A 25002-nucleotide genomic window follows, 5' to 3' on the forward strand; every position below is an offset into this window, starting at 1 on the left:
AAAAAAGAAAAAGCCCGCCACCGATAAGGTGACGGGACTTTATCGGTAGAGAATTAACCTACAGTTTGTAAATCTTGCAAGCGGTATACATCCATTGGCAATTTCACAGCAAATGCTTGGCAAACAGCTTCTGCGCCGTTGATCGTGGTGGTGTAATACACTTTGCCTTGGAGGGCAGCACGACGGATCATGGCAGAGTCATACTGAGCTTGTTTGCCTTCAGTTGTGTTGACAATAAGATGAATTTCACCATTTTTCAAGCGGTCAACAATATGTGGGCGACCTTCGGTCACTTTATTGACTGCTTCACATTCGATACCCGCTTCTTTCAATACACGGTGTGTACCATTGGTCGCAACAAGTTTGAAACCATAGTCAATCAATTGTTGAGCGATGTTGGCAATGTATTTCTTATCTGATTCACGAACAGATAAGAATGCATGCTTCACTTCGCCTTCAGTTGGCAGGCCAGGCAAACGTTCGTTTGAACCAAGTACTGCTTTGTAGAATGCTTCGCCAAATGTTTTACCCACACCCATAACTTCGCCTGTCGATTTCATCTCAGGGCCAAGCATTGGATCTACGCCAGGGAATTTAGCAAATGGGAACACCGCTTCTTTCACTGCGAAATGGGTTGGGATGATTTCTTTAGTGAAACCTTGAGATTCAAGTGATTGGCCTGCCATACAACGTGCAGCCACTTTCGCTAGAGAGTCACCAATACATTTCGATACGAATGGAACCGTACGAGATGCACGTGGGTTTACTTCAAGTACGTAAACATCATCGCCTTTTACTGCGAATTGAACGTTCATCAAACCAATTACGCCTAGCTCTTTTGCCATTGCAACAGTTTGACGACGCATCTCATCCTGAACTTCTTGAGAAAGAGAGTACGGAGGAATCGAACATGCAGAGTCACCAGAGTGAATACCAGCTTGTTCAATATGCTGCATGATACCGCCGATCACAACATCTTTACCGTCAGATACACAGTCAACATCGACTTCAGTTGCATCATCAAGGAAATGGTCAAGCAGGACTGGCGCTTCATTTGATGCTTGTACAGCTTCACGAAGGTAGCGTTTAAGCTCTTCTTCGTTATACACGATTTCCATCGCACGACCACCTAATACATAAGATGGACGAACAACTAACGGATAACCTACTTTAGCCGCTTCAGAAATACCTTCTTCAGCAGATTTTACGATGCTGTTGTTCGGTTGACGAAGCTGTAAACGTTGGATCATTTGCTGGAAACGTTCACGGTCTTCAGCGCGGTCAATCGCGTCTGGAGATGTACCGATAATTGGTGTACCTGCTTCTTCTAAAGCACGTGCCAATTTTAATGGTGTTTGACCACCGTACTGTACGATCACGCCTTTAGGCTTCTCGGTACGTACGATTTCAAGTATATCTTCAAGTGTTACAGGCTCGAAGTATAAACGGTCTGATGTGTCATAGTCGGTTGAAACGGTTTCAGGGTTACAGTTCACCATGATGGTTTCATAACCGTCTTCACGCATTGCAAGCGCAGCGTGTACACAGCAGTAGTCAAACTCGATCCCTTGACCGATACGGTTAGGACCACCACCAATCACCATGATCTTGTCACGGTTTGATGGATTTGCTTCACATTCTTCATCGTAAGTTGAATACATGTAAGCAGTGCCAGATTCAAACTCTGCTGCACAAGTATCAACACGTTTGTAAACTGGATATACACCCAAGTTCCAACGATGTTTACGGAATTGCTTTTGTGAAATGCCCATCAAGTCCGCAATACGAAGGTCAGATAAACCTTTGCGTTTGAACGAGCGGATATTGTCAGCATTTAAATCACCAAAGCCTAAAGTTTTCACTTGAGCTTCAGTTTTAATGATGTCTTCGATCTGGATCAGGAACCAGCGGTCGATCTTGGTTGCTTCAAATACGTCATCTAAAGAGAAACCGTGACGGAATGCGTCCGCAACATACCAGATACGCTCTGGGCCAGGTACTTTAAGCTCTTTTAGGATGATGTCTTTGGCATTGGCAGTACCAGCTTCGATTTTTTCATCAAAACCACTCACGCCAACTTCAAGACCACGAAGTGCTTTTTGTACAGATTCCTGGAAGTTACGACCAATCGCCATCACTTCGCCCACAGACTTCATCTGAGTCGTTAATACAGGCTCAGCTTGTGGGAATTTCTCGAAGTTGAAACGTGGAATCTTGGTAACAACATAGTCAATCGATGGTTCGAAAGATGCTGGAGTTACGCCGCCAGTGATGTCATTTTTCAATTCATCAAGGGTGTAGCCCACTGCAAGTTTCGCCGCGATTTTTGCAATCGGGAAACCTGTTGCTTTAGATGCAAGCGCAGATGAACGTGATACACGTGGGTTCATCTCGATCACAACCATACGACCGTCTTTCGGGTTAATACCGAATTGAACGTTCGAACCACCTGTTTCAACACCGATTTCACGAAGAACTGCAACCGATGCATTACGCATTAATTGATATTCTTTGTCTGTCAATGTTTGCGCAGGAGCAACGGTGATTGAGTCACCAGTGTGAACGCCCATTGGATCAAAGTTTTCGATCGCACATACGATGATACAGTTGTCGTTTTTGTCACGAACAACTTCCATCTCGTATTCTTTCCAGCCAATTAATGATTCATCAATCAATAACTGGTGGGTAGGAGAGAGGTCGAAACCACGTTCACAGATTTCAAGGAATTCTTCGCGGTTATAAGCGATACCACCACCAGAACCACCCATCGTGAATGATGGACGAATGATGACAGGGAAACCGAAACCAGCTTGAATTGCCAAAGCTTCTTCCATTGTTTCAGCAATGGCAGCTTTTGGACATTCCAGACCAATTTTACGCATCGCGATATCAAACAGTTTACGATCTTCTGCTTTTTCAATCGCGTCTTTTGATGCGCCAATCAGTTCAACATTATATTTTTCAAGAACGCCGTGCTCATCTAATGCAAGGGCACAGTTCAATGCAGTTTGACCACCCATTGTTGGAAGGACTGCATCTGGACGTTCTTTTTCAATGATTTGTGCAACAGTTTGCCAAGTGATTGGCTCAATATACGTTGCATCTGCCATTGAAGGGTCAGTCATAATGGTCGCTGGGTTAGAGTTGACCAGAATAACGCGATAACCTTCTTCACGAAGCGCTTTACATGCTTGCGCACCTGAATAGTCAAACTCACACGCCTGACCAATGACAATAGGACCAGCACCAATAATTAAGATGCTTTTAATATCCGTACGTTTAGGCATTATTCGCTCCTTAATTACTTCTTAGCTGCTTCGATAAGTTCGATGAAATGATCGAACAACGGAGCACAGTCATGTGGACCAGGGCTTGCTTCAGGGTGACCCTGGAAGCTGAAAGCTGGTTTGTCAGTACGATGAATACCTTGGTTTGTACCATCAAACAGTGAACGGTGTGTCACTTTCAAGTTTGCTGGTAAAGTACTCTCATCGACAGCAAAGCCGTGGTTTTGAGAAGTAATCATCACTGTACCGTTCTCAAGGTTTTGTACAGGATGGTTCGCGCCGTGATGACCATGATTCATTTTCATGGTTTTTGCGCCAGAAGCGAGTGCTAAAATCTGATGACCTAAACAAATACCAAATACAGGTAATGTTGTGGTTTCAACAATTGTTTTTACTGCTTCGATTGCATAATCACATGCTGCTGGGTCACCCGGACCATTTGACAAGAACACGCCATCTGGATTTAAAGCGAGAACTTTTTCAGCAGGTGTTTGTGCAGGAACAACTGTCAATTTACAGCCACGGTCTGCAAGCATACGTAAGATGTTGGTTTTGACACCATAATCGTATGCAACAACATGATATTTTAATTCTGGTTGAGTGAAACCCTGACCTAAAGTCCAAGAACCTTCAGTCCATTCAAATCCTTCAGGATCACAGCATTCTTTCGCAAGATCGAGACCGTTTAAACCACCGAATTCACGTGCTTTCGCAATAGCTTGTTCTTCTGTAATATTTTCGCCAGCAAGGATACAACCGTTTTGTGCACCTTTGTCACGAAGAATACGTGTCAATTTGCGGGTATCGATATCTGCGATGGCAACCACATTATGTTGCTCTAGGTATTCACTTAATGATTGTTCAGAACGGAAGTTGCTGTGCAATAAAGGAAGATCACGGATAATCAAACCATTCGCCCATACCTTATGGATGCGACCTGATTCAACGTCTTCACTATTACAGCCAGTATTTCCAATATGAGGATAAGTCAACGTCACAATTTGTTGTGCGTAGCTTGGGTCGGTTAAAATTTCTTGATAACCAGTCATGGCAGTGTTAAAAACGACTTCACCAGTCGTACTACCCGATGCACCGATAGACGTTCCTTTAAAGATCGTTCCATCTGCGAGGGCTAAAATGGCGGGGGTGCTCAAACCAAAGCTCCTGAACTAAGACCACAAAAATAAGGCTGTAAAAAAGCGAGAAGACATAAAAAAAGGCAGGCCGTCTTAAAAAAACATGCCCCTCCTTCCAGTCTGCTCGCTTGTAACTTAACAGCGCATTATACGCATGAGTGCGTGAAAAGTCTATGTGTTTTTATTTATTAAAATCAGGAATTACACGATTTCTTCTCCAAAGCGGTTAGATCGGTGTCTATTGCCAAATCTATCATGTTGATATGGTTATCATGAGATATTATGCAAATTGTCTAACAATTTTTTTAGTGTTTAAGAAGTGACCGTTTTATCCTATACACAGCCAAAATTAACAATCAATAAAGAGGGGAATCCAAATGGCTGAGAATCAAACGACACCTGTAACGGCTGAAGAAGTGAAAGAAGCAATCGTTGAGAAAACAACGAAGGCAAAAGAAGTTGCTGCTGAAAAAACTGCTGAAGTGAAGACCGCTGTGGCTGAGAAAACTGCGAAAGCGAAAGAAGTTGTCGCAGAAAAAACGGCAAAAGCAAAAGAAGTGATTGCTGAAACGCAAGAACAGGCGAAAGAAGTGATCGCTGAAACTCAAGGTCAAGTGAAAGAAGCTTTGGCGGAAACTCAGGAAAAAATTGAGACTGAAGCAAAAGAGTTAAATCAAAATGTTCAAAACCAGTTTGCGCAAATCAAGCAGGATCTTTTAGAACGTATTGAAGTCATCAAAACTCAGCTGAATTCGTCTCAAGGCAATTTACTTGAATTGAAAAATGCATTGAAAACTGAATTGAATGCATTGATTGAAGACTTAACTAAAGTCAGCAAAGAACTGAAAAATGACATTAGCCAGATTTCAGTGAAGCATAAAGATACATTGGTCGGTAGTTTTAAGCGTACCAAAGAGCAGGCTGTTGAAGCATGGAATAAAGTCCGTACAAGCTAATTGTTCGGAAATTAAAAAAAAGCGAGAATTTTTCTCGCTTTTTTTCTGCTTAAAATATTAAAACTGATGTAACCAGTCACGCTTGTTATGGAAGTCAGCTTGAGGACTGCTGTGCTGCATTGCAAAATAATGCATACCTTGAGTGGTATTGAGTACAGCGGTTAAACCGATATAAATGTCAGTCCATTTAAGTTGATGCTGACGCATAAACTGGGAGAAATCCAGACTGACATTCAAACCATAATGAGTGCGTTGCAAATGGTTCAGTTCAATATCATACGCAGCGACAGGCGGCATATCTTCAGGGAAACGATATTCTTCAAATTGATAGACTTGCCACGCTTGAGAAGGGGAAAGATTGATTTCTCGATAGAAATCTTCATCTTTCACGCCCACAAAAATTTCAAAGCACGTCTGTTCCCATAAAAAATCATGGCGTGGATGCGCCGTAACGTGATCTGGGTAAATCAAAAATTGATTTGGGTCACGAACCCAAAAACCAACATTCAAGGTTGCTGGTGTTTGTTGCTCAATCGCCCCAACGACCGTAATGGCACTAAAGCGATCAAAAGCGGATAGTTCATAACTCGCCATCGTAATTACTTATTACTTAAGTGAGCAAAACGAACTAAATTAGACAAGTGCTGGTTTTGTTTCGCCGCTTTTTTATAAAGCAGAACAATTTTACCAATTTTTTGTACAGATTCGGCGCCAGTTGCTTCTACAATTGCATCAATCACTGCACCACGTGCATCACGGTCTTCACCCGCAATTTTCACTTTAATCAATTCGTGGTCGTTTAACGCACGATTTGTTTCTTCAATGACGTTTTCTGTAAGACCTTGGCTACCAATCATTACAACTGGATTAAGTGCATGACCGATTTGACGTAAACGCTTACGTTCATGGATAGATAAAGCCGCCATTAAAAATACCTGATTCGAAAAACGACCTAGTATAACTTGCATCCCGATTCTAAGATAGATTCAGCAGACAGACACTTCAAACAAATATGTGAAAAATTGCTGAAATAACCAATCAGGATGATCGAAAAAAATCTGTAAAAGTTCGTGTGAATGAAGTACATCCGTACTGTAATGGGCGTAATTTTCACGTACAATGACTCATCAGAAGTTTTTTGAAATTTAGTGAGTTATGGCGACACGCATTACCAATCAAAAATTGTCTAAAAGCAGTCGTGCATGGATGAGAGAGCATTTAGATGACCCCTTTGTAAAAAAAGCACAAAAGGAAGGCTATCGCGCACGTGCGGCGTATAAGTTACTTGAAATCCAAGAAAAATATAAAATGATCAAGCCCGGCATGACCGTGGTTGACTTGGGTGCAGCGCCAGGAAGCTGGTCGCAAATTGCAGGTAAATTGGTTGGTGCCAATGGTCTGGTGATTGCATCAGATATCTTGGAAATGGACGCACTTCCAGACGTGACCTTCTTGCAAGGTGACTTCCGTGAAGAAGAAGTTTTCGAAAAATTGTTAAATATTTTAAATGGGCGTCAAGTAGACGTTGTAATTTCGGATATGGCCCCCAATACATCAGGTAATAGGGCTGTTGATCAACCGCGTCAGATTTACTTATGTGAATTGGCTTTGGATTTTGCTCAAAAAGTTCTCGGACCAAACGGACAGTTTATTGTTAAAGTGTTCCAAGGTTCAGGATTTGACGAGTTCCGAAAACAGGTGGTCGATAGTTTTGATGTATTAAAAACAGCCAAACCTGCGGCATCACGTGCTCGATCGAAAGAAGTTTTTTTGATTGGTCAAGGTCGTAAAAAGGCATTGCAATAAAAGTGTACTTGCCAAGTTGTTAAAAATTGTGCATTTTGTACCTTTTAAGTTTTTTGCAACGCAAATTCATTGCTGTTTTTGTGAAGGTCAGCCAAGATTAGGTATGATCAAATTAGATTGATATGGGAATAAAGCCTTGAGCGATTACTTCAAGAATGCCGTATTGTGGCTCATCATACTCGGTGTTCTGATTTTGATTTTTAGCAACGTCAGTGACCGCAATAAGCCTGCAGCGATGAAATATTCTGATTTCGTTGCAGCGGTGAATGCTGGGCAAATTAAACAAGTCACAATCGACGGTTTAAATATTAATGGTGAAAAAACCAATGGTTCTTCTTTTGAGACGGTTCGTCCACAAGTAGAAGACACTGAGTTGCTACCAAGCTTAAATAAACAAAATGTAGTGGTTGAGGGCACAGCACCGCAACGTCAAGGCATTTTGATGCAACTTCTCATTGCAAGTTTCCCAGTATTACTCATCATCTTATTATTCATGTTCTTCATGCGTAATATGGGCGGTGGTGCTGGTGGTAAAAACGGTCCTATGAGCTTTGGTAAGTCAAAAGCGAAAATGTTATCTGAAGATCAAATCAAGTTAACATTTAGTGACGTAGCTGGCTGTGATGAAGCAAAACAAGAAGTGGTTGAAATCGTTGATTTCTTAAAAGACCCAGCCAAATTTAAACGCCTTGGTGCAACCATTCCACGTGGTGTACTGATGGTTGGTCCTCCAGGTACGGGTAAAACATTATTAGCGAAAGCAATTGCTGGTGAAGCTAAGGTTCCATTCTTTAGTATCTCTGGTTCTGACTTCGTTGAAATGTTTGTCGGTGTCGGTGCTTCTCGTGTTCGTGACATGTTCGAACAAGCGAAACGTCATGCGCCATGTATCATCTTTATTGATGAGATTGATGCAGTGGGTCGTCATCGTGGTTCGGGCACAGGTGGTGGTCATGATGAGCGTGAACAAACCTTGAACCAAATGCTTGTTGAGATGGACGGTTTTGAAGGCAATGAAGGCGTGATCGTGATTGCTGCGACCAACCGTGTAGACGTATTGGATAAAGCATTACTTCGTCCAGGCCGTTTTGACCGTCAAGTGATGGTGGGTTTACCAGACATCCGTGGTCGTGAGCAAATCTTGAATGTTCACTTGAAGAAACTTCCTTCAGTGACAGGTGTGGATCTTAAAGTTCTTGCACGTGGTACACCGGGCTTCTCAGGTGCGCAACTTGCAAACTTAGTCAATGAAGCTGCATTGTTTGCTGCTCGCCGTAATAAAAATACGGTGGATATGCATGACTTTGAAGATGCCAAAGACAAGATCTACATGGGTCCTGAACGTAAATCGATGGTCATCCGTGAAGAAGAACGTCGTGCAACGGCTTACCATGAAGCGGGACATGCGATTGTTGCTGAGATTTTACCGGGTACAGACCCTGTGCATAAAGTAACGATCATGCCACGCGGTTGGGCATTGGGTGTGACTTGGCAGCTTCCTGAGCAAGATCAGACCAGCCACTATAAAGATAAGATGTTGAATGAACTTTCAATCTTGTTTGGTGGTCGTATTGCGGAAGAAGTCTTTATTAACCAAATGTCGACAGGTGCATCTAACGACTTTGAACGTGCAACCAAAATGGCGCGTGCAATGGTCACCAAATATGGTATGTCAGATAAGCTTGGCGTCATGGTTTATGAAGATGAAAACCAGAATGGTTTCTTCGGTAATGTGGGTAGCCGTACAATTTCTGAAGCAACTCAACAAAAGGTAGATGAAGAAGTTCGTCGTATCTTGGATGAGCAATATAAAGTTGCACGTGACATCTTGGAAAATAACAAAGATATCGCACATGCAATGGTGAAAGCGTTGATGGATTGGGAAACAATCGATCGTGACCAGATCCGTGACATCATGGAAGGTCGTGAACCGCAACCACCTAAAGTTTATGTTGCTGATAATCCAGTGGCTGCATTTGAACCACCGAAAGATGGTCCATCTACACCACCACCATTACCAGCAATGGGCTAATCAAAGATTAGATAAAAAGAGCGGCTTCGGTCGCTCTTTTTTTGTCTGGATTTTGAGCTAAACTGAAAATAAATCAGCAACGCGCGATAAGCTGTGTTGTTAAACTAGGCCGGTTAAAGTGCGAAGAGTTTTGATGATGCAGTTAATGCCATTACCCCAAATTCATTTACCTTGTGGTCGTTTAAGTTTAGACCTTTCACAACCTCAGGTGATGGGAATCTTGAATGTTACGCCTGATTCATTTAGTGATGGTGGACAGCACCACCAAAAAGATCAGGCGATTCAGCATGCCTTACAAATGATTGAAGATGGGGCGAGCATTATTGATATTGGTGGTGAGTCTACACGCCCAAATGCATCACCTGTGGCGCTAAAGGAAGAACTCCGTCGTGTCATTCCTGTGGTTGAGGCATTATCAAAATATAATGTGATCATGTCGATTGATACCAGTCAGCCTGAAGTCATGCGTGCTGCCGTCCAAGCTGGTGCGCATATCTGGAATGATGTACGTGCCTTAACCCGACCACAAGCCTTAGAAACCGCTGCCGAGTTAAATATTCCTGTGGTGCTGATGCACATGCGTGGTGAACCGACCAATATGAATCAGTTGGATCAATATGAGGATGTAACCGAAGATGTGATTCAGGAGTTACAACAACGACTGGATCAGGCCATTGCGGTTGGAGTTAAACCTGAAAATATCATTATCGATCCTGGTTTTGGCTTTGCCAAAAATGCGCAGCAAAATTTTCAATTGCTGAATGAATTCTGGAAGCTCAATCGAATGGGCTATCCAGTTTTATCGGGTCTATCGCGTAAACGTTTTATTGGCGAAGCTTTAAATGGTGTGCCTGCTCAAGAGCGTGCAGTGGGCAGTGTGACAGGGCATCTTTTAAGTATTCAACAAGGGGCAAGTATCGTTCGGGCACACGATGTAAAAGCCACTAGCGATGCGATAAAAGTCTGGAAAATGATGCAGGCTTAAAAGCAACTAAGATGTCAGTAGAGCGCAAGGGCTCTATTGACTTGCTTGATCAGATTAAATATAACAAGGCTATAAAATAAACTAAGTGATATTAAAAATGGAAAATAAAACAATTACATATAAAAGTTTATGGGTGTTTGCACTCATTCTGAGTCTTGGGTTTATTATTTCTGCTGGCGTGATGGGCTATGCACTAAAACAGTTTAATAGCACCAAAAATTCAATTACAGTCAAAGGCTTGGCTGAAAAACCAATTCAGGCTGATTCAGCACGTTGGGAGATTCACTTACAAACCAGCCACACGTCTGACACAATTCCACAAGCGTATCAATTGCTTGATCAACAAATGAAAGAATTACAAAGCTTTTTTGTTGAGCATGGTTTTAAAGCGGCTGATATGCAACTCGGAAATAAAAGTTCTCAGCCCTATTATGAAGAAATCAATATGGGGGAAGGGCGCATCAATCGTGAGTTTAAAGGCTATATGGCATTACAATCCTTAGTGATAGCGAGTCGTGATATCAAGAAGATTGAACAGGCGGCCAAAGATGCTTATCTGCTAGATGAAAAAGGCATTGCGATTGAACAGAAACCTGAATATCTGGTGTCGAATCTGGAAGAAATCAAAATGTCCTTGATTGCCAATGCCACCAAGAATGCCTATAGCCGTGCCAATGAGTTTGCCAAAGTGGGTGGCGTGAAAGTGGGCATGATGCGTTCAGCCAGTCAAGGTGCATTTTATATCTTGCCAGAAAGTGGCTCGGATGATGACAGTGATTATGGTGGCGCTTATGACAAAGCCACCATTAATAAAATTGCCCGTGTGGTGGTGACCATCAATTATGCGATTGAGTAAAACAACGGTTTAGATCATTGATCAGCCATTCTTGAAAGATACATTCGAATACGGTGTATCTTTCTTTTTTTGCATACAATTCTTTGTATAGCGACTTTATTTGAAAAAACGAATTAGAACTGGGGAGTTTTCATAATGCATCAATCAACAAAAATATTCGTCTTAACTGCACTCAGTTGTATGATGGCGGCGTGTAGTACACCTGTTAAACAGTACGATCAAGCTGTAATTGAAACTGCGATCCCTGTGTCGCCAGCACCGATGACCATGTCAAATCAACGATTGGCACAAACGCGTAAGATGATCGCACCAGCATCTTATATTGCAGTCATGCCGACCATGGAAAGACCACGTTTAGAACAGAACACTGAAAAATACCAAAAAAATGAGGTCAATCCAGTTCATCGTGTCGTTGATCAAGCCGTTTCAACTTTTAGTATTGATGTGGATACTGGTAGCTATACCAACACACGTCGTTTCCTGAATGATGGTCGTTTACCGCCTGTCGATGCCGTCCGTGCCGAGGAGATGATTAACTATTTTGATTATCAGTATCCACAACCCAATAGTATTCACCCATTTTCAGTCACTACTGAAACGGTGGATTCGCCGTGGAAAGAAAATGCCAAACTGATCAAAATTGGGATTCAAGCCAAAGATTTAAGCACTAAACAATTGCCACCTGCCAATCTGGTATTTTTAGTTGATGTCTCGGGCAGTATGGATGCAGCAGACAAACTGCCTTTGGTTAAACAAACTTTGCGTTTACTGACAGAGCAACTTCGAGCGCAGGATAAAGTCACCATTATTACTTATGCTAGCGGCGAAAAGCTGGTGTTAGAACCAACTGCTGGTGACCAAAAAGATAAGATATTGGCCGTGATTAATGCTTTACAGGCCAGTGGGGCAACTGCAGGTGAGCAAGCCATTCAATTGGCCTATAAGCAGGCTGAAAAAGCCTTTGTGAAAAATGGCATTAACCGTATTTTACTGGCGACGGACGGTGACTTTAATGTCGGTATTACTGATTTTAGTACCTTAAAAGGCATGGTGGCTGAGGAACGCAAAAGTGGTATTTCTTTAACGACATTAGGTTTTGGTACAGGAAACTACAATGAGCAGTTGATGGAACAACTGGCGGATGCAGGCGATGGCAATTACAGCTATATCGACAATAAAAATGAAGCGAAAAAAGTGGTACAACGTCAGTTATCATCGACTCTTGCAACCGTTGCGCAGGATGTCAAAATTCAGGTCGAATTTAACCCAGCGACGGTGAAAGAATATCGTTTAGTCGGCTATGAAAATCGGATGTTGAAACAGGAAGATTTCAATAACGATAAAGTTGATGCAGGGGATATTGGGGCTGGACATAATGTCACGGCGATTTATGAAATCGTTCCAGTCGGTCAACAGGGCTGGCTCAATGATTCACGTTATCAGGCATCCGCAAAAACAGAACCAGCGAAAAAGTCTGAATATGCCTTTGTAAACTTGCGCTATAAGCTGCCAAATCAACAAAAAAGCATTCTTTTAAACCAAGCTGTAAAAGCTGAAAGTAAGCCCCTTGCTCAAGCCAATAATGATACCCGTTTTGCAATCGCAGTTGCTTCTTATGCCCAGCAGTTAAAAGGCGGGCAGTACAATGGCGCAATGGGATGGGATCAAATTATCCAATTGGCACAACAATCAGCGAAACCTGATCCTTATCAAATGCGAGAGGAGTTTGTCGAGTTAGCGAAGATTGCCAAAAGCTTAAGTGCGAAAAAGGATTAGATTTGGATAAGCTAAAAAAAGCGGTCGGAAAAACCGCTTTTTTTATGTCTAAATATCGTGATTTTGGTTAGATTATGTTATAAGCATGGCGTTTTATTGGCATATTATTTTTTATGTTTGAAGATTTACTCCTCCCAATGTTTGACGATGAATATTATCCCGATATTCTCGTTGCTGAAGTGAAACAGCATATCCAGAAGTTTTCAAAAAAGGTGAGTCGTACTGACTTATCTGAAATGGAAATCTATCGTTTTGCGCATCAAACCATGATCGAAATTAACGAAATGAAACCGCAATTTGAAGATCTGGATTCAAGTTTAGATGACACTGCCGCAGATTATATTGCTGAAGCCATGATGATGGTGGTGCAAGATGTCGGTTATCTGGATATTGAAATGGAAGAATTGATTGCCAATCGAGAGTGGTAGAATTCACTCTCGCTGGTTTTTTTATAAAAATAATTATTTTGAAGCAGCTTCACTCCAAAGTTTAGGTAAAACAATTTGTCCTGAAATCCATGCTTCAATTTTAGGCTGTTTGATTTTCTGATAATAAATACTCTGTGTATTGATGAGTAAGCCTAGCATATCGCCTTGATTCAATTGCCCATTGATACTGGGTAACTCAATCATGAAATGTTGTGCATTCAGTTGAGTTGTGCCGTGAATCATCTGATCATAACTTTGTTTTCGGGCCGTGTTAAACGGCGCAGTCTGATCATTTAAAACGTCATATTTCCCTGTGACTTTGGATTTAATGGCAACAGAGATAAATAGGGTCGGATCTACTTTAGATGGTGCTTCTACTTGTAAAGAGAGTAGAGGGGCACCCGTGATATAACTGCGCTGGGTCGCGGTATGGATGGGCACAAATACTGCTTGAGTTGCAGTCGGCCTTATCCATGTTTTATTCAATGTGTAGGCGTTTGTAGCCGTTAGATCATTTAAGGTCGTGACAGGACTTTGATCCACACATACTTCTGGTAAGGTGGTTGTAGGTGCTTGATCTTTCAACTTTTGATTGAACCAGAACAATATGGTTTTTTGCAGGTCATAGGGTTGCTGATCACCACAAGTTACTGATTTACCTATATACCAAAATGGCGTATTGCCTCGAGGTGAATGTTGTGCAAAAGGCTGTAAATGTCCGCCCTGTACGCCAATCAAATGAACTTCATGCTGAGCATGCTGGATACATTGGGCTGCTTTTACGCCTTCGTTAAATGGAAATAGAATGTCTCTAAAACCCTGAATAATCAGTGCATCGGCTTGAGGTGCCTGTGCATGATTGCAAAACCAGCTGGCTTGATGGGTTTCTAGAAAATTATAGGTCGATGCTTTAAGTTGACCTTGTTGCGTTTCAAGATAAGCCTGTTTGAGTTCGGGATCAAACTTATTCCAGTTCCACCAATCTCCAATCAGGTTGAGAAAACCGATCCAGTTACTTTTCGGTACACCATTTGGTGCAAGGCTATTCATGATGTCATACCAAGTGGTGACAGGAACGATGGCCTGTAATCGGCGATCAAGCGCCGAAGCAATATATTGCACGCCACCAGCATACGACTCACCGATCATGCCTGTTCGCACACCGTGTTGGTTTGTCGCCAGTTGTGGCAAGTTTTTTTCCGCCCAATTCATCATGGTGATAACATCTTGGGCTTCTTTCTCTGGATCAGTCAGGCGAATTTTCCCTTGGCTATCGCCGTGACCACGCTGGTCATAACTTATCACCCAATAGCCATTCTGCCATGCAGTTTTCGCGACCTGACCTGTTGGCAAGAGGAAACCATACAAGCTCAGTTCTGGTCGTTTCATCCGAGAAAGGCCAAAGCCATGCGTATGCAAAATTAAAGGCGCAGTCTGGCCTGGTTTTAAATGGGGTTGATAAACCGTAAAGGCCAGTACAGTTCCATCAGGTGCCGTTGTTTTTGCCTGATAATAGCGCTGTTTTAGCTCGACGCTTTTGCCTGTAACAGATGCTGATTGAGAAGTGGCATGTACACACCCTTGCAAGACAAACAACAAACTGAAGCAGAGCCAGAAGACGTAAGAACGCATAGATTATTTCATCCTTGAGCAAATCTTTGAGAAATCACGATGTGATCGAGATAGTTTACTGTGCCTTGTTGATAGATACTATTGTTGACAGGCCATATCGATTGACCTGCCAGTTTTAAAACCTAATCTATACCTTCTTTTCGACGATAAGCATAAAGAAATAAGCCGAAGCATAAAAAAATCAGCCCAATGACCAGATGCGAACTCAAAGGTTCGTTGTTGAACCATATCCCCCAACAAGTTGCAAGTACGGGTGTTAAGATTGTAATTAGCATCACCGTGGTCGGGTTTAGTTTCTGGATTAAATGAAAGTAAAAAATCATGGCCAGTACTGATGAAAATAATGCGCTATACAACAAGGCTAAGCCTGTTTGCAGACTCGGAAGCTGGGTGGGGGCATGGCTAAGGAAAAATGGTAATAAACACAAATATCCCAACCATGAAACGATAGTGGAACCTGTTGTTTGAATAATCGGGTGAATTCCCGCACCAATCTGTGCAACTGCAAACATGGACAGGACATAGAGCAACACTGCGATTATTTCATAGATGACACCGAGCGTATCTAGCTGGATATGTGCTGCACCAATCCCTAAGGTGAGAAAGAGCCCAAAAATAGCTAGAGTAAGTCCATACCATTGACGTTTAAGGAAGTGTTCGCGTTTTAGAATAAAGACTGCGATTAGCCCAGACCATAACGGTGCTGTGCCATAAATAATCGAGATCATGCCCGAAGACACGCGTGTTGCGCCCAGATAACAAAAGGTCATGGAGCCGAACAATCCAATAGCCCCTGCACCATAACTCAGCAGCGCAGTTTTATTGATCGTCAGTTTCAAGCGAAAATAAAGCAGGCATACCAATGCTAGTGGAATAGCAAGACTAAATCGCAAGAATAATCCCCAAGCCCAATGAATTTCATGTACTGTCCAGACGGCAGCTAAAGGTGTGAAAGACCAGATAAGCACCACGGCAATGAATTGACCGACTGTAGCAAGGCGAGGGGTGACAGGGGCTACAGCCGGTTGTAGCTGTGGCATGGAGAGAACATTCTTTTCGGGTAACTGTGTCATGGCATAATTCCTGTTATAACAACGGTAAAATTAAGACAATAAAAAAGGTCGCTACAGAGGCGACCTTTGAGTTCAATTGATGTTTTAGAGTGTCATCATCTGAAATACACAAAGTCCCCTCGCAGTAACGCGTAGACACGTCGCCATGCCGCATAGACAGCAATGTCATGCGCAATTGCATTCGGGCGTGGAGAGGAAACTTTAGGCTTAAACATATAAGACATTCGAAGATAGTTATGATCTTTTATAGCATAGGGTCTGCTTGAAAAATAGGCATTTTCTCAAATAAAGATAAAAATATAATCAGTGCAAAGGTCAAATTTGTGATTGCTTAAATCGAATATTTTTCCATAATAATGCCATTCAATTATGAAAGAAGTGTGCTCTTGTCTCCTCTAGAAATTATTGCAGTGATTATTAGTGTTATTGGTGTAACTTTGACCATCCGACGGAATATGTGGTGTTGGTGGTTTAATTTTATTGCCTGTGCGCTGTATGCCTGTTTTTTCTTTACGGTCAAATTATATGGAGAAACACTTCTACAATTCTTCTTTATTCTGATGAATGTTTATGGCTTTTATTATTGGTTAAAAGGCAAACGCCAAGATCATGAGATTCGGATTGAAACGATTGCCACCAAAACTGTACTGCTGCAACTCGGTCTCGCCGTGCTGGGAGGTTTCCTGTTTGGTCTTATTCTCAAACATTTTACTGATGCTGCGGTACCAATGCTGGATTCGCAATTGGTGGCATTTAGTTTATTGGCAACTTACTGGACCAGTCGTAAACATATCGCGACTTGGATCTTATGGATCTTCGTCAACATCTTCTATGTCGGGATGTTTAGTTATAAAGAGTTATTTTTAACCGCGGCTTTATATGCTGCCTTTGTCGGGCTGGCTGCTTATGGCTGGTGGCAATGGGAACAGGTCAAGCAGAAACAACTTGGCCATGCATAAACAAGGGCAGCATAGGCTGCCCTTAATTTGAAACAAGGTTTATTTTGCAGTGGCTTGATAACTTTGTACGGCTTGGCGACCCAGTGCTGGATCATCGGTAAAGATACCATCTACACCTGCTTTGAAATACAGCTGCATTTCCTTGATTGAGCCTGTTGCACAACGTTCTGCTTCTTTGGCTTTATCTGTACTACATTTTAACGTCGCTGGTAGGTAATTATTTTCAGGGCGGAAAGTATATGGATGTACTTTTAAGCCGACTTGATGTGCATCTTTAACAAAGGACGTGGTTTGCATGGTTTCTTGGTCGATAATATAAGGTTTCCATGGACCAACGCCATTGGCATAGGTGGCAACATCTTTTAAACCACTTGCTGTTGCTAAATCTGCATAGGTTTTTGGATTATTGTCCGCGACATAATCAGCAGGTTGAGTATCAGGAGCATCATAAAGCTGGATTAGTTGGGCATGTTTGACGCTTTTGTGTAGATCTAACTGGTTTTTTAAATATTTTAAATTGCCCACTTCAAAAGACTGCAAATAGATCGGTGCTATATCCCGAGTATATTTATATTTAGATAGCGTTTTAAGAAGTGTGTCTTCCATTGCCAGATTCTGCTTCTGAAAATAGGTCGGGTGTTTTGTTTCGATATAAAGACCAATGATTTTGCCAGTTTTCTTATAATGTGCGTCTACAAGTTCAATGATTTGTTCTAATGTGGGAATGGTAAAGAGATCATTATACTTCTGGTTTTCAGGACGATATTGTGGAATACGCTCGCGTGCTTTTAGTTGTTGTAATTCGTTTAATGTAAAGTCTTCAGTAAACCAACCTTCTAAAGTCACGCCATCAATCACTTTGGTTTTTTTTCGGTCTGCAAATTGTGGCAGGGTTGAAACATTGGTGGTACCGCCAATTTCATTTTCATGACGGGCAACCAGAATCCCATCTTTGGTTGATACCAGATCTGGCTCAATAAAGTCAGCGCCATCATCAATCGCTTTTTGATAGGAGGCAAGGGTATGTTCTGGGCGTAATGCGCTGGCACCGCGATGTCCTACCACGAGAATTTTAGGAAGCTGGTAATCAGGCTGTTTGGTATTGTTTTGATTGTTATTGTCATCATTACAACCAGCAAGGCTGATTAGGCTCAGACAAAGAACTGCTTTTTTAAACATAGATAAGCTCATGTGTTTTTTATTCAAGCCGCTAGTTTGAGCATTGAAGTTATCAAACACATGACAGTGAGATGATGGTTTTATGAAAATATTAAGAATTTTAAAAGAAGTCACACTGAAATAAAAAAATCCAGTTTGGCCTTATATTCAAACTGGATTCAAAAACAATTAGATAATGACGAGCTATTTCTTCCAATAAGGCCAGTTGGCTTCTGGCGTGAAATCATAGTTGTCATCAAGCCAATAGGTTTGAGATGGGGAGGATTTGTCTTTCAGTCCCATGATGCGCATCAGATTATTGTCTAGTTCAGCGGTATTTAAAGTCTTTTCCTGATCTACACCGGTACTCTTTAAGCGATCTGACCACATGATCACAGGCACTTGATAACCTGCTTTGGTATTTGGACTATGGCCTGCATAATCAATTTCATGTCCGACTTCATTGCCATGATCAGAAACCATCGTAAAAGATCTAAAATCTGGTGTAGCATCTGCTCTTAAATCATCTAGGAATTGACTAAGTAATGAGTCTTCATATAAGACAGCATTATCATAGTCATTGCGCAGTGAACGAATCCACGGATCAATATCTCTATTTTTTAGGTCAGTTTCTACAGCATCGTTACTTTCACTTGTAAACCGGTTAAAGGCAGCTGGATAACGCTCTTTATAGTTTGGATGAGCACCGATAAGATGAAGAATAATCAGTTTCTTCGGTTCAGGATCGGCAAGTGCCTGCTGATAATCTGGAATGAGCGATTCATCCAACGAGGTGCTACTACGACCAGAGCGTTTATTTTTATAGACTGCTTTATCGGCATAGGAACCGAATAAAGAAGATAAGTAAGTATCGTCCTGATTACTAATCCAGTAAATTTTATATCCCGCTGCCCGTGCATAGGCCAATACACTTTCAGATGAATATTTATTATGTTCTGAAGCTGGGCTTTCGGTTAACAGTACACGTAATGCATTGATTGTAGACGGTGAAGGAGAGAAAGCATTACAAAAGACCTTAATCTCATCCAGTCGTTTTGCCAGCTCAGGTGTGGTATTGCGAGGGTAGCCGCAGACGCCTAGATTTAAACTGGTTAAACTTTCAGAAAGTACCAGTACATGGGTTTGTTTACCTTTTGCCTGTTCTGTCAGTACCAGATTTTGCTTGGCACTTTTGTCCCATTGTTGATGAACATTTTTATGCTGTTTAATTCGGTCTTTGAAATCCTGAATTTTGGCCTGATAGTCAGTCCAGAACACAATTGGGTGTACCTTGCGTGATGGTTTCATCAGATAACTGGTGGTTGCCAGTAAGATCAGTAAAATAATACAGCCACGATAAATACGGCTTTGCCAGAGTTGGCTAAAATGAATCGGTTTAACCAGCTTGAAAACAGCAACACTATATAAGATGACTAAGGCAAATAGTCCTGCCGCCACAGTGAGCATTGTGCCAAGATGAAGCTGAAAAAACTCCAGACTCTCTTGACGATTCGTATTGGCAAGTGCCTCAATAATGAAATAGGCTTCATTATCACTATTAAATAAAAGCCATGTGCTTGAGCGAAGCAAGGCATCTAACCAAGCCAAAAACCACCAGATAATCGCAAGGATATACCAATAGATTTTTTGTCTGCTAATCGCCAGATAAATAAAAAGCACACCAGGCAATGATAAAAAGCCAAGTCTTAAACCATCAGATAGATTACCAACCGCAATCAACAAACCGCCTGTGATCAAGGCTGGCAGTAAGATCAGCAGCAGAATATTCAAGTTTTTTAAGCTGGCCTTCATATATGCCTAATACAATGGGGGGAGATTAACTAAGCGTGCTAATATCGGTTTAAGTGGGGGACGTGTCAATTCAAAATTAAGAAGTCTTTGATTGCACAGCAAATTAAATTGATTAGCACAGTTAAGCTGTTGAATTATTGCAAAGCTAGCGCATTAATTTTTATTGTGAATAACCTGAAATTCATTATTTCTCCGTAATTTACGCTTTTTGAAATGATATGTTAATAGGGATGGTGTTTGCCTGTCAGCTCGGTAATGATCATATTCTGAAAAAGTGCCTGTATTTGCCTATCTTTTTGAAAAATTGACTGTTTCGCTAATGGAATAAACAGCCATGCTATCTAAGTTTTTTATTCATCGTCCTATCTTTGCGACTGTGCTGGCAATTATTGTGATGGCTGTTGGCCTATTTGCAATTTTAAATTTGCCTGTAGAACGTTATCCCGATATTGCTCCTCCCCGAATTACTGTTGCGGCTAACTATAGTGGTGCCGATGCCCAAGCGGTTGAAGATAGTGTGACGCAGGTTCTAGAACAACAAATTAAGGGAATTGATCATCTGCTTTATTTTAGTTCTAGCAGTGATGCCAGTGGTAATAGCCGAATCAGTTTGTTCTTTGAGCAAGGTACCGATCCTGATCAGGCACAGGTTCAGGTACAAAATGCAGTCAATGGGGCAATTAACCGTCTTCCTGATGATGTTCAACGACAAGGCGTCAATGTTCGTAAGTCCTTGAGTGATTCATTTTTGGTGATTGGGGTCGGTGACAGATCTGGTCGATCAACCAATCTTGATATTTCAGATTATATTACCAATAATTTTGAACTGAATCTGAGCCGGATCGAAGGGATTGGCGAAGTCAGTGTGTTTGGTTCGCCATATGCCATGCGGATCTGGTTGGATCCGCAACGACTGGAACGTTATCAGCTTCAAGTCAGTGATGTCCGAACTGCGATAGAAAATCAGAATACACAAGTGGCTGCTGGTGCGATTGGAGATCTACCTGCAGCAAGTGATCAATACTTGAATGCCAAAGTCACTGCAGGCTCGTTACTTCGAACGCCTGAGCAATTTGAAAATATTATTATTAAAGCTAACAGTGATGGCAGTTTTATCTATTTAAAAGATGTCGCGCGTGTTGAGATCGGGGCAGAAAATTATCAGGTTTTTAACCGTATCAATGGTTATCCTGGGTCTGGTCTTTCACTGTCTTTGAGTGTCGGCGCCAATATGACGCAGGTCGCCGATGCGGTGTATAAAGAAGTTGCCCGTCTGGAAAAAACCTTACCAGAAGGCTATTTCGTGATGTATCCACGAGATGACACGCCATTTGTTAAAGAATCTATGTCACAAGTGGTGTCCACCCTGATTGAAGCCATCGGCCTGGTGGTGCTGGTGATGTTCATCTTCTTGCAAAACTGGCGTGCGACCTTGATCCCCGCAATCACCGTTCCTGTGGTGATTTTAGGCACTTTTGCAGTATTGGCCGTTTTAGGCATGAGTATTAACACACTGACCTTATTTGCCATGGTACTGGCGATTGGTTTGCTGGTCGATGATGCGATTGTTGTGGTTGAGAACGTTGAACGTCTCATGCACGAACAGCAGCTCAGTGCCAAAGAAGCTTCTATTCAATCGATGCAAGAAATTAGTGGTGCATTGGTCGGGATTACCTTAGTGCTGACCGCTGTTTTTATCCCGATGTCCTTTTTTAGCGGTGCGACAGGCATTATTTATCGACAGTTCTCCATTACCTTAGTGGTTGCAATGGGACTGTCTTTATTGGTGGCCTTGATCCTGACACCAGCTTTGTGTGCCATTTTGCTGAAACCCCAACATAAGCAAGCGCGTTGGGCGGTTATGTTTAATAACGGGCTCGACTATATCAAAACACGTTATCTGAACGTGTCTAAGAAAGTCATCAGTGTAAAAAGTATTTCCTTGATTGGTATTGCAATCCTGATTGGCGGTTTTGTCTGGGTCTATCGTGAGTTGCCAACCAGCTTTTTACCTCAAGAAGATCAGGGAACTTTAGGAGTGCAGTTCCGTTTACCAGAAGGGACACCGATGAGTAAAACGGAAGAAGTAGGCAAATACATTTCCGACTATTTTCTCGAACATGAAAAGGCTAACTTAAATGGGGTGATGGTGATTCATGGACGCAATTTTTCGGGAACTGGACAAAATCTTGGACAGGCCTTTGTTTCATTAAAACATTGGGATGATCGAAAGGGTGCGGAAAATAGTGCCCAGCAAATTCGTGCGCGTGCAATGAAGTATTTTTCGCAGAATAATCAGGCGCGCATTATGGTATTGATGCCTTCTGTGATTCGCGGATTAGGTAACTCGGATAAGATCGATTTTTGGCTACAGGATACCAAAGGCTTAGGTAGACCAAGTCTGTTATCTTCTTTTCAGGATTTACAGCAACAGGGCAATGCACTGGATTCCGTTGACAATCTGGATAAAAAAGGCAATGACGATCAGGCGGTTCTGAATATCAAGATTGACCATAAAGCGGCAATGATCCATGGCCTAAATGTCAGTGAAATTAATCGCACCTTATCGACGGCTTGGAGCGGTAGCTATATCAATGACTTTATTGATCGTGGTCGGATCAAGCGCGTGTATTTACAAGGTGATGCACCATATCGTTCTAAGCCAGAAGATCTCAATTACTGGTATGTGAAAAATGCCAATGGACAAATGGTGCCATTTTCACAGTTTAGTCAGATTGGATGGCAAGGTGCCCCACCAATGCTAGAACGTTTTATGGGCTATCCAGCAATTAGTGCCGAAGCGGATGCAGCCAATGGTTTCAGTAGCGGACAAGGGATGCAGGCCATTCAGGGGCTGGTTGATAAAATGCCTGATGTCGGATTGGCGTGGAGCGGATTATCTTATCAGGAACAGGAATCCAGCAATCAGGCGATCTGGCTCTATCTGATTTCTGTCGCCTTTATTTTCCTGTGTCTTGCAGCACTTTATGAAAGCTGGTCAATTCCATCTGTGGTGATGGCTGCAATTCCTCTAGGTGTCGGTGGAACGATTTTATTCAGTTATCTGTTTGGGTTTGCCAACGATATTTATTTCCAGATTGCCTTACTCACCACGATTGGTTTGTCATGTAAAAATGCCATTTTAATGGTTGAGTTCGCAGCTAGTCTGCAACAACAGGGCCAAGCGCCGTTGGAAGCCGCCTTACGTGCAGCAGGCTTACGTCTACGTCCAATTTTGATGACCTCGATTGCCTTTGGTGCGGGTGTTATCCCGCTTATGTTTTCGAGCGGTGCGGGCGCGTTGAGCCGACAGGCAATTGGTTATAGCGTATTTGGCGGGGTTGTTTTTGGTACGATACTGGTACTGATCTTCATTCCTTTTATGTATGTGCTGGTAACCAGTTGGTTTAAACCTAAACAAAAGGTTGAAGCGATTAAATAAAATGGCTTCAGTACCTCAACAGAAATGAATGATTCATTGATCAAGATGAGACAGAAATTGTTCATTTTTGTTGAGTAAGTTGAGAATATTAAAAAAAATTTGTAGTATTGCCGTGCCGTATAAACGGTCTAATGAGGTTTGATTGCCTAAATGGACACGCAGAGTTGTAATTTATCCCAGATTACACATTTTTATATTCATCAAAATCTGCATGAAGCTTTCTATTTAGCAGTAAATCAATAGGCTGCTTGTAGTTCTTCATTGCAGATCATTTGTAGTGAAGAGGCTGACATGAGCTACAATAATTTTTTATATCTATTAAGCGACGCACTCAAAAATAATCATATTGAACTTGCACTCGCATCTGTACAGACTTTTCGGGCAGTGGATATTGCCGATGTCTTAACCCAGCTCTCTGTAGAGCAAAGTCAACTGTTGCTCACCCACTTACCTGAGCGTGCCTACGTTTTCTCTTATCTTCCACCTAATGAACAGGTCAAACTTGCCAAAGCCATGCCGAGACATATTCTGGCAGAAATTATTGGCGAGATGTCTTCGGATAAGCGCGCCGATGTGTTTAAGTGTCTGGATCAGGAGCAACAAAATACCTTATTGCCTGCTTTAGCTCAGGCTGAAAGGGAAGATATTCGCCAGCTTTCTTCTTATCTGGAAGGAACAGCAGGGGCGATCATGAGTTCTGAATACGCCACGCTCAAGCCTAATATCAGCGTGAAAGATGCGATTAAAATGTTGCGTCTGGAAGCGCCAGATACTGAAATGATTTATTTTGCCTATGTGCTGGATCAGGCCAGAAAAATCCTTGGGGTTTTATCTCTTAAACAGTTAATTCTGGCGGCTGAAGAGCAGAATATTAATGAGTTAATGGAAACTAATGTCCTGACCGCGTATGTCGATACTGATCAGGATGAAGTCGCCAAAACCATTGCACGTTATGATCTATTGGCGTTACCAATTATTGACCACCATGACATGATGGTCGGGATCGTGACCTACGATGATGCGATGGATGTTGCCAGTGAAGAGGCCACCGAAGACTTCTTAAAAGTCGGGGCGGTTGATGCATCATCCAAACTTAGCATTAAATCTGCGCCGATTTTACAGCTCTACCAGAAACGCGTGTTCTGGCTGGTTTTTCTGGTATTTGGAAGTTTATTATCTGGGATCGGGATTGCGCACTATGAAGATGTAATTGCGCAGAATTTAGTACTGGTATTCTTCTTGCCATTGCTGGTGGGGAGTGGCGGAAACGCGGGTTCCCAATCTTCCACATTGATGGTACGTGCTTTGGCAACAGGAGATGTTCAATTTAAAGACTGGTTCTCGTTACTGGGGCGGGAAAGTCTGGTGGCTCTGTGCCTTGGTGGAACTATGGCGGTGGCTGTTTCGCTATTGGGTTATTTCCGTGGTGACGAAATGGTGGCTCTAGTTCTTGCATTAAGTATGATGGGGATTGTGTTGATGGGTTGTCTGATCGGAATGAGCTTACCTTTTATTTTAAATAAAGCAGGGCTTGATCCAGCCAGTGCTTCAGCGCCTCTGGTCACTTCGATTTGTGATGCGACAGGGGTAATTGTTTACTTATTTATCGCCTCGATGATTTTATTCTAGGCCGTAATAATAATTGTACCGACAAAACCTAAAAA

18 protein-coding genes are annotated in these 25002 nt (G+C 42.1%); 10 read left to right on the plus strand and 8 right to left on the minus strand.

Going from position 1 to position 25002, the window contains the following annotated elements:
* Positions 1-53 precede the first annotated feature (53 nt).
* Entirely contained in the window at positions 54-3287 is a 3234-nt protein-coding gene (carB, locus tag PJ15_RS00070; protein WP_047426511.1) for a carbamoyl-phosphate synthase large subunit, read from the minus strand.
* A 14-nt stretch (positions 3288-3301) separates the two neighbouring features.
* Complete coding sequence (gene carA, locus PJ15_RS00075) at positions 3302-4441, minus strand: glutamine-hydrolyzing carbamoyl-phosphate synthase small subunit (RefSeq protein ID WP_004774818.1); 1140 nt, start codon at positions 4439-4441, stop codon at positions 3302-3304.
* Positions 4442-4800: 359 nt separating this feature from the next.
* Between carA and PJ15_RS00080 the strand changes: the two genes are divergently transcribed.
* Positions 4801-5379, plus strand: coding sequence for a hypothetical protein (locus tag PJ15_RS00080; RefSeq protein WP_047426514.1), 579 nt, complete (start codon positions 4801-4803; stop codon positions 5377-5379).
* A gap of 57 nt (positions 5380-5436) precedes the next feature.
* On the opposite strand, the gene PJ15_RS00085 is transcribed toward PJ15_RS00080, so the two are convergent.
* The gene (locus tag PJ15_RS00085) at positions 5437-5973 is read right to left on the minus strand and encodes a DOMON-like domain-containing protein (protein WP_047426517.1); all 537 of its coding nucleotides are present in this window, start codon (positions 5971-5973) and stop codon (positions 5437-5439) included.
* A 5-nt stretch (positions 5974-5978) separates the two neighbouring features.
* Positions 5979-6305: a ribosome assembly RNA-binding protein YhbY gene (gene yhbY, locus PJ15_RS00090; RefSeq protein ID WP_004774823.1), complete on the minus strand. Its 327-nt coding sequence runs from the start codon at positions 6303-6305 to the stop codon at positions 5979-5981.
* Positions 6306-6534: 229 nt separating this feature from the next.
* Between yhbY and rlmE the strand changes: the two genes are divergently transcribed.
* The 6 genes from rlmE to PJ15_RS00120 all read left to right on the plus strand — a co-directional run bounded on the left by rlmE (position 6535) and on the right by PJ15_RS00120 (position 13262).
* Positions 6535-7185, plus strand: a complete 651-nt coding sequence (gene rlmE / locus PJ15_RS00095; protein ID WP_004774825.1) for a 23S rRNA (uridine(2552)-2'-O)-methyltransferase RlmE — start codon at positions 6535-6537, stop codon at positions 7183-7185.
* A 136-nt stretch (positions 7186-7321) separates the two neighbouring features.
* Positions 7322-9217 carry an ATP-dependent zinc metalloprotease FtsH gene (gene ftsH, locus PJ15_RS00100; RefSeq protein ID WP_004651936.1) on the plus strand — a complete coding sequence of 632 codons (1896 nt, stop codon included), beginning with the start codon at positions 7322-7324 and terminating at the stop codon, positions 9215-9217.
* 136 nt (positions 9218-9353) lie between these two features.
* A complete protein-coding gene (gene folP / locus PJ15_RS00105; protein WP_047426929.1) occupies positions 9354-10202 on the plus strand; it encodes a dihydropteroate synthase in 849 nt (282 codons plus the stop codon).
* Positions 10203-10299: 97 nt separating this feature from the next.
* Complete coding sequence (locus PJ15_RS00110; protein WP_047426526.1) at positions 10300-11058, plus strand: SIMPL domain-containing protein; 759 nt, start codon at positions 10300-10302, stop codon at positions 11056-11058.
* 135 nt (positions 11059-11193) lie between these two features.
* The gene (locus PJ15_RS00115; RefSeq protein WP_047426529.1) at positions 11194-12834 is read left to right on the plus strand and encodes a vWA domain-containing protein; all 1641 of its coding nucleotides are present in this window, start codon (positions 11194-11196) and stop codon (positions 12832-12834) included.
* A 113-nt stretch (positions 12835-12947) separates the two neighbouring features.
* On the plus strand, positions 12948-13262 hold the full coding sequence (locus PJ15_RS00120) for a DUF5713 family protein (protein ID WP_004774831.1): 315 nt from the start codon (positions 12948-12950) through the stop codon (positions 13260-13262).
* A gap of 33 nt (positions 13263-13295) precedes the next feature.
* Here PJ15_RS00120 and PJ15_RS00125 read toward each other — a convergent pair whose 3' ends face one another.
* Both PJ15_RS00125 and PJ15_RS00130 read right to left on the minus strand, forming a co-directional pair.
* A complete protein-coding gene (locus tag PJ15_RS00125; protein ID WP_047426532.1) occupies positions 13296-14894 on the minus strand; it encodes an alpha/beta hydrolase family protein in 1599 nt (532 codons plus the stop codon).
* A gap of 122 nt (positions 14895-15016) precedes the next feature.
* Positions 15017-15967, minus strand: a complete 951-nt coding sequence (locus PJ15_RS00130) for a DMT family transporter (protein ID WP_047426535.1) — start codon at positions 15965-15967, stop codon at positions 15017-15019.
* 386 nt (positions 15968-16353) lie between these two features.
* Here PJ15_RS00130 and pnuC point away from each other — a divergent pair, with 386 nt between their 5' ends.
* Complete coding sequence (pnuC, locus tag PJ15_RS00135; RefSeq protein WP_200045982.1) at positions 16354-16926, plus strand: nicotinamide riboside transporter PnuC; 573 nt, start codon at positions 16354-16356, stop codon at positions 16924-16926.
* 39 nt (positions 16927-16965) lie between these two features.
* On the opposite strand, the gene PJ15_RS00140 is transcribed toward pnuC, so the two are convergent.
* Both PJ15_RS00140 and PJ15_RS00145 read right to left on the minus strand, forming a co-directional pair.
* Positions 16966-18105 (minus strand): glycerophosphodiester phosphodiesterase, encoded by a 1140-nt coding sequence (locus PJ15_RS00140; RefSeq protein WP_047426541.1) that lies wholly within the window; start codon positions 18103-18105, stop codon positions 16966-16968.
* A 183-nt stretch (positions 18106-18288) separates the two neighbouring features.
* Positions 18289-19896: a phosphoethanolamine transferase gene (locus tag PJ15_RS00145; RefSeq protein ID WP_047426543.1), complete on the minus strand. Its 1608-nt coding sequence runs from the start codon at positions 19894-19896 to the stop codon at positions 18289-18291.
* 334 nt (positions 19897-20230) lie between these two features.
* On the opposite strand from PJ15_RS00145, the gene PJ15_RS00150 reads away from it, so the two are divergent.
* Together PJ15_RS00150 and mgtE are read left to right on the plus strand one after the other, a co-directional pair.
* Positions 20231-23338, plus strand: coding sequence for an efflux RND transporter permease subunit (locus PJ15_RS00150; RefSeq protein WP_047426545.1), 3108 nt, complete (start codon positions 20231-20233; stop codon positions 23336-23338).
* 291 nt (positions 23339-23629) lie between these two features.
* Positions 23630-24967 carry a magnesium transporter gene (gene mgtE / locus PJ15_RS00155; protein WP_047426548.1) on the plus strand — a complete coding sequence of 446 codons (1338 nt, stop codon included), beginning with the start codon at positions 23630-23632 and terminating at the stop codon, positions 24965-24967.
* Positions 24968-25002 lie beyond the last annotated feature (35 nt).

Origin of the sequence: Acinetobacter sp. neg1, from assembly GCF_000788125.1 — a bacterium.
In the GTDB taxonomy this organism is placed as follows: domain Bacteria; phylum Pseudomonadota; class Gammaproteobacteria; order Pseudomonadales; family Moraxellaceae; genus Acinetobacter; species Acinetobacter vivianii.

What these genes read in the sequence shown, in the direction of transcription:
- carB (WP_047426511.1), bottom strand. Translation starts at nt 3,287, where the DNA reads ATGCCTAAACGTACGGATATTAAAAGCATCTTAATTATTGGTGCTGGT.
- PJ15_RS00080 (WP_047426514.1), top strand. Translation starts at nt 4,801, where the DNA reads ATGGCTGAGAATCAAACGACACCTGTAACGGCTGAAGAAGTGAAAGAA.
- PJ15_RS00085 (WP_047426517.1), bottom strand. Translation starts at nt 5,973, where the DNA reads ATGGCGAGTTATGAACTATCCGCTTTTGATCGCTTTAGTGCCATTACG.
- yhbY (WP_004774823.1), bottom strand. Translation starts at nt 6,305, where the DNA reads ATGGCGGCTTTATCTATCCATGAACGTAAGCGTTTACGTCAAATCGGT.
- rlmE (WP_004774825.1), top strand. Translation starts at nt 6,535, where the DNA reads ATGGCGACACGCATTACCAATCAAAAATTGTCTAAAAGCAGTCGTGCA.
- folP (WP_047426929.1), top strand. Translation starts at nt 9,354, where the DNA reads ATGCAGTTAATGCCATTACCCCAAATTCATTTACCTTGTGGTCGTTTA.
- PJ15_RS00110 (WP_047426526.1), top strand. Translation starts at nt 10,300, where the DNA reads ATGGAAAATAAAACAATTACATATAAAAGTTTATGGGTGTTTGCACTC.
- PJ15_RS00115 (WP_047426529.1), top strand. Translation starts at nt 11,194, where the DNA reads ATGCATCAATCAACAAAAATATTCGTCTTAACTGCACTCAGTTGTATG.
- PJ15_RS00120 (WP_004774831.1), top strand. Translation starts at nt 12,948, where the DNA reads ATGTTTGAAGATTTACTCCTCCCAATGTTTGACGATGAATATTATCCC.
- PJ15_RS00125 (WP_047426532.1), bottom strand. Translation starts at nt 14,894, where the DNA reads ATGCGTTCTTACGTCTTCTGGCTCTGCTTCAGTTTGTTGTTTGTCTTG.
- PJ15_RS00130 (WP_047426535.1), bottom strand. Translation starts at nt 15,967, where the DNA reads ATGACACAGTTACCCGAAAAGAATGTTCTCTCCATGCCACAGCTACAA.
- PJ15_RS00140 (WP_047426541.1), bottom strand. Translation starts at nt 18,105, where the DNA reads ATGTTTAAAAAAGCAGTTCTTTGTCTGAGCCTAATCAGCCTTGCTGGT.
- PJ15_RS00145 (WP_047426543.1), bottom strand. Translation starts at nt 19,896, where the DNA reads ATGAAGGCCAGCTTAAAAAACTTGAATATTCTGCTGCTGATCTTACTG.
- PJ15_RS00150 (WP_047426545.1), top strand. Translation starts at nt 20,231, where the DNA reads ATGCTATCTAAGTTTTTTATTCATCGTCCTATCTTTGCGACTGTGCTG.
- mgtE (WP_047426548.1), top strand. Translation starts at nt 23,630, where the DNA reads ATGAGCTACAATAATTTTTTATATCTATTAAGCGACGCACTCAAAAAT.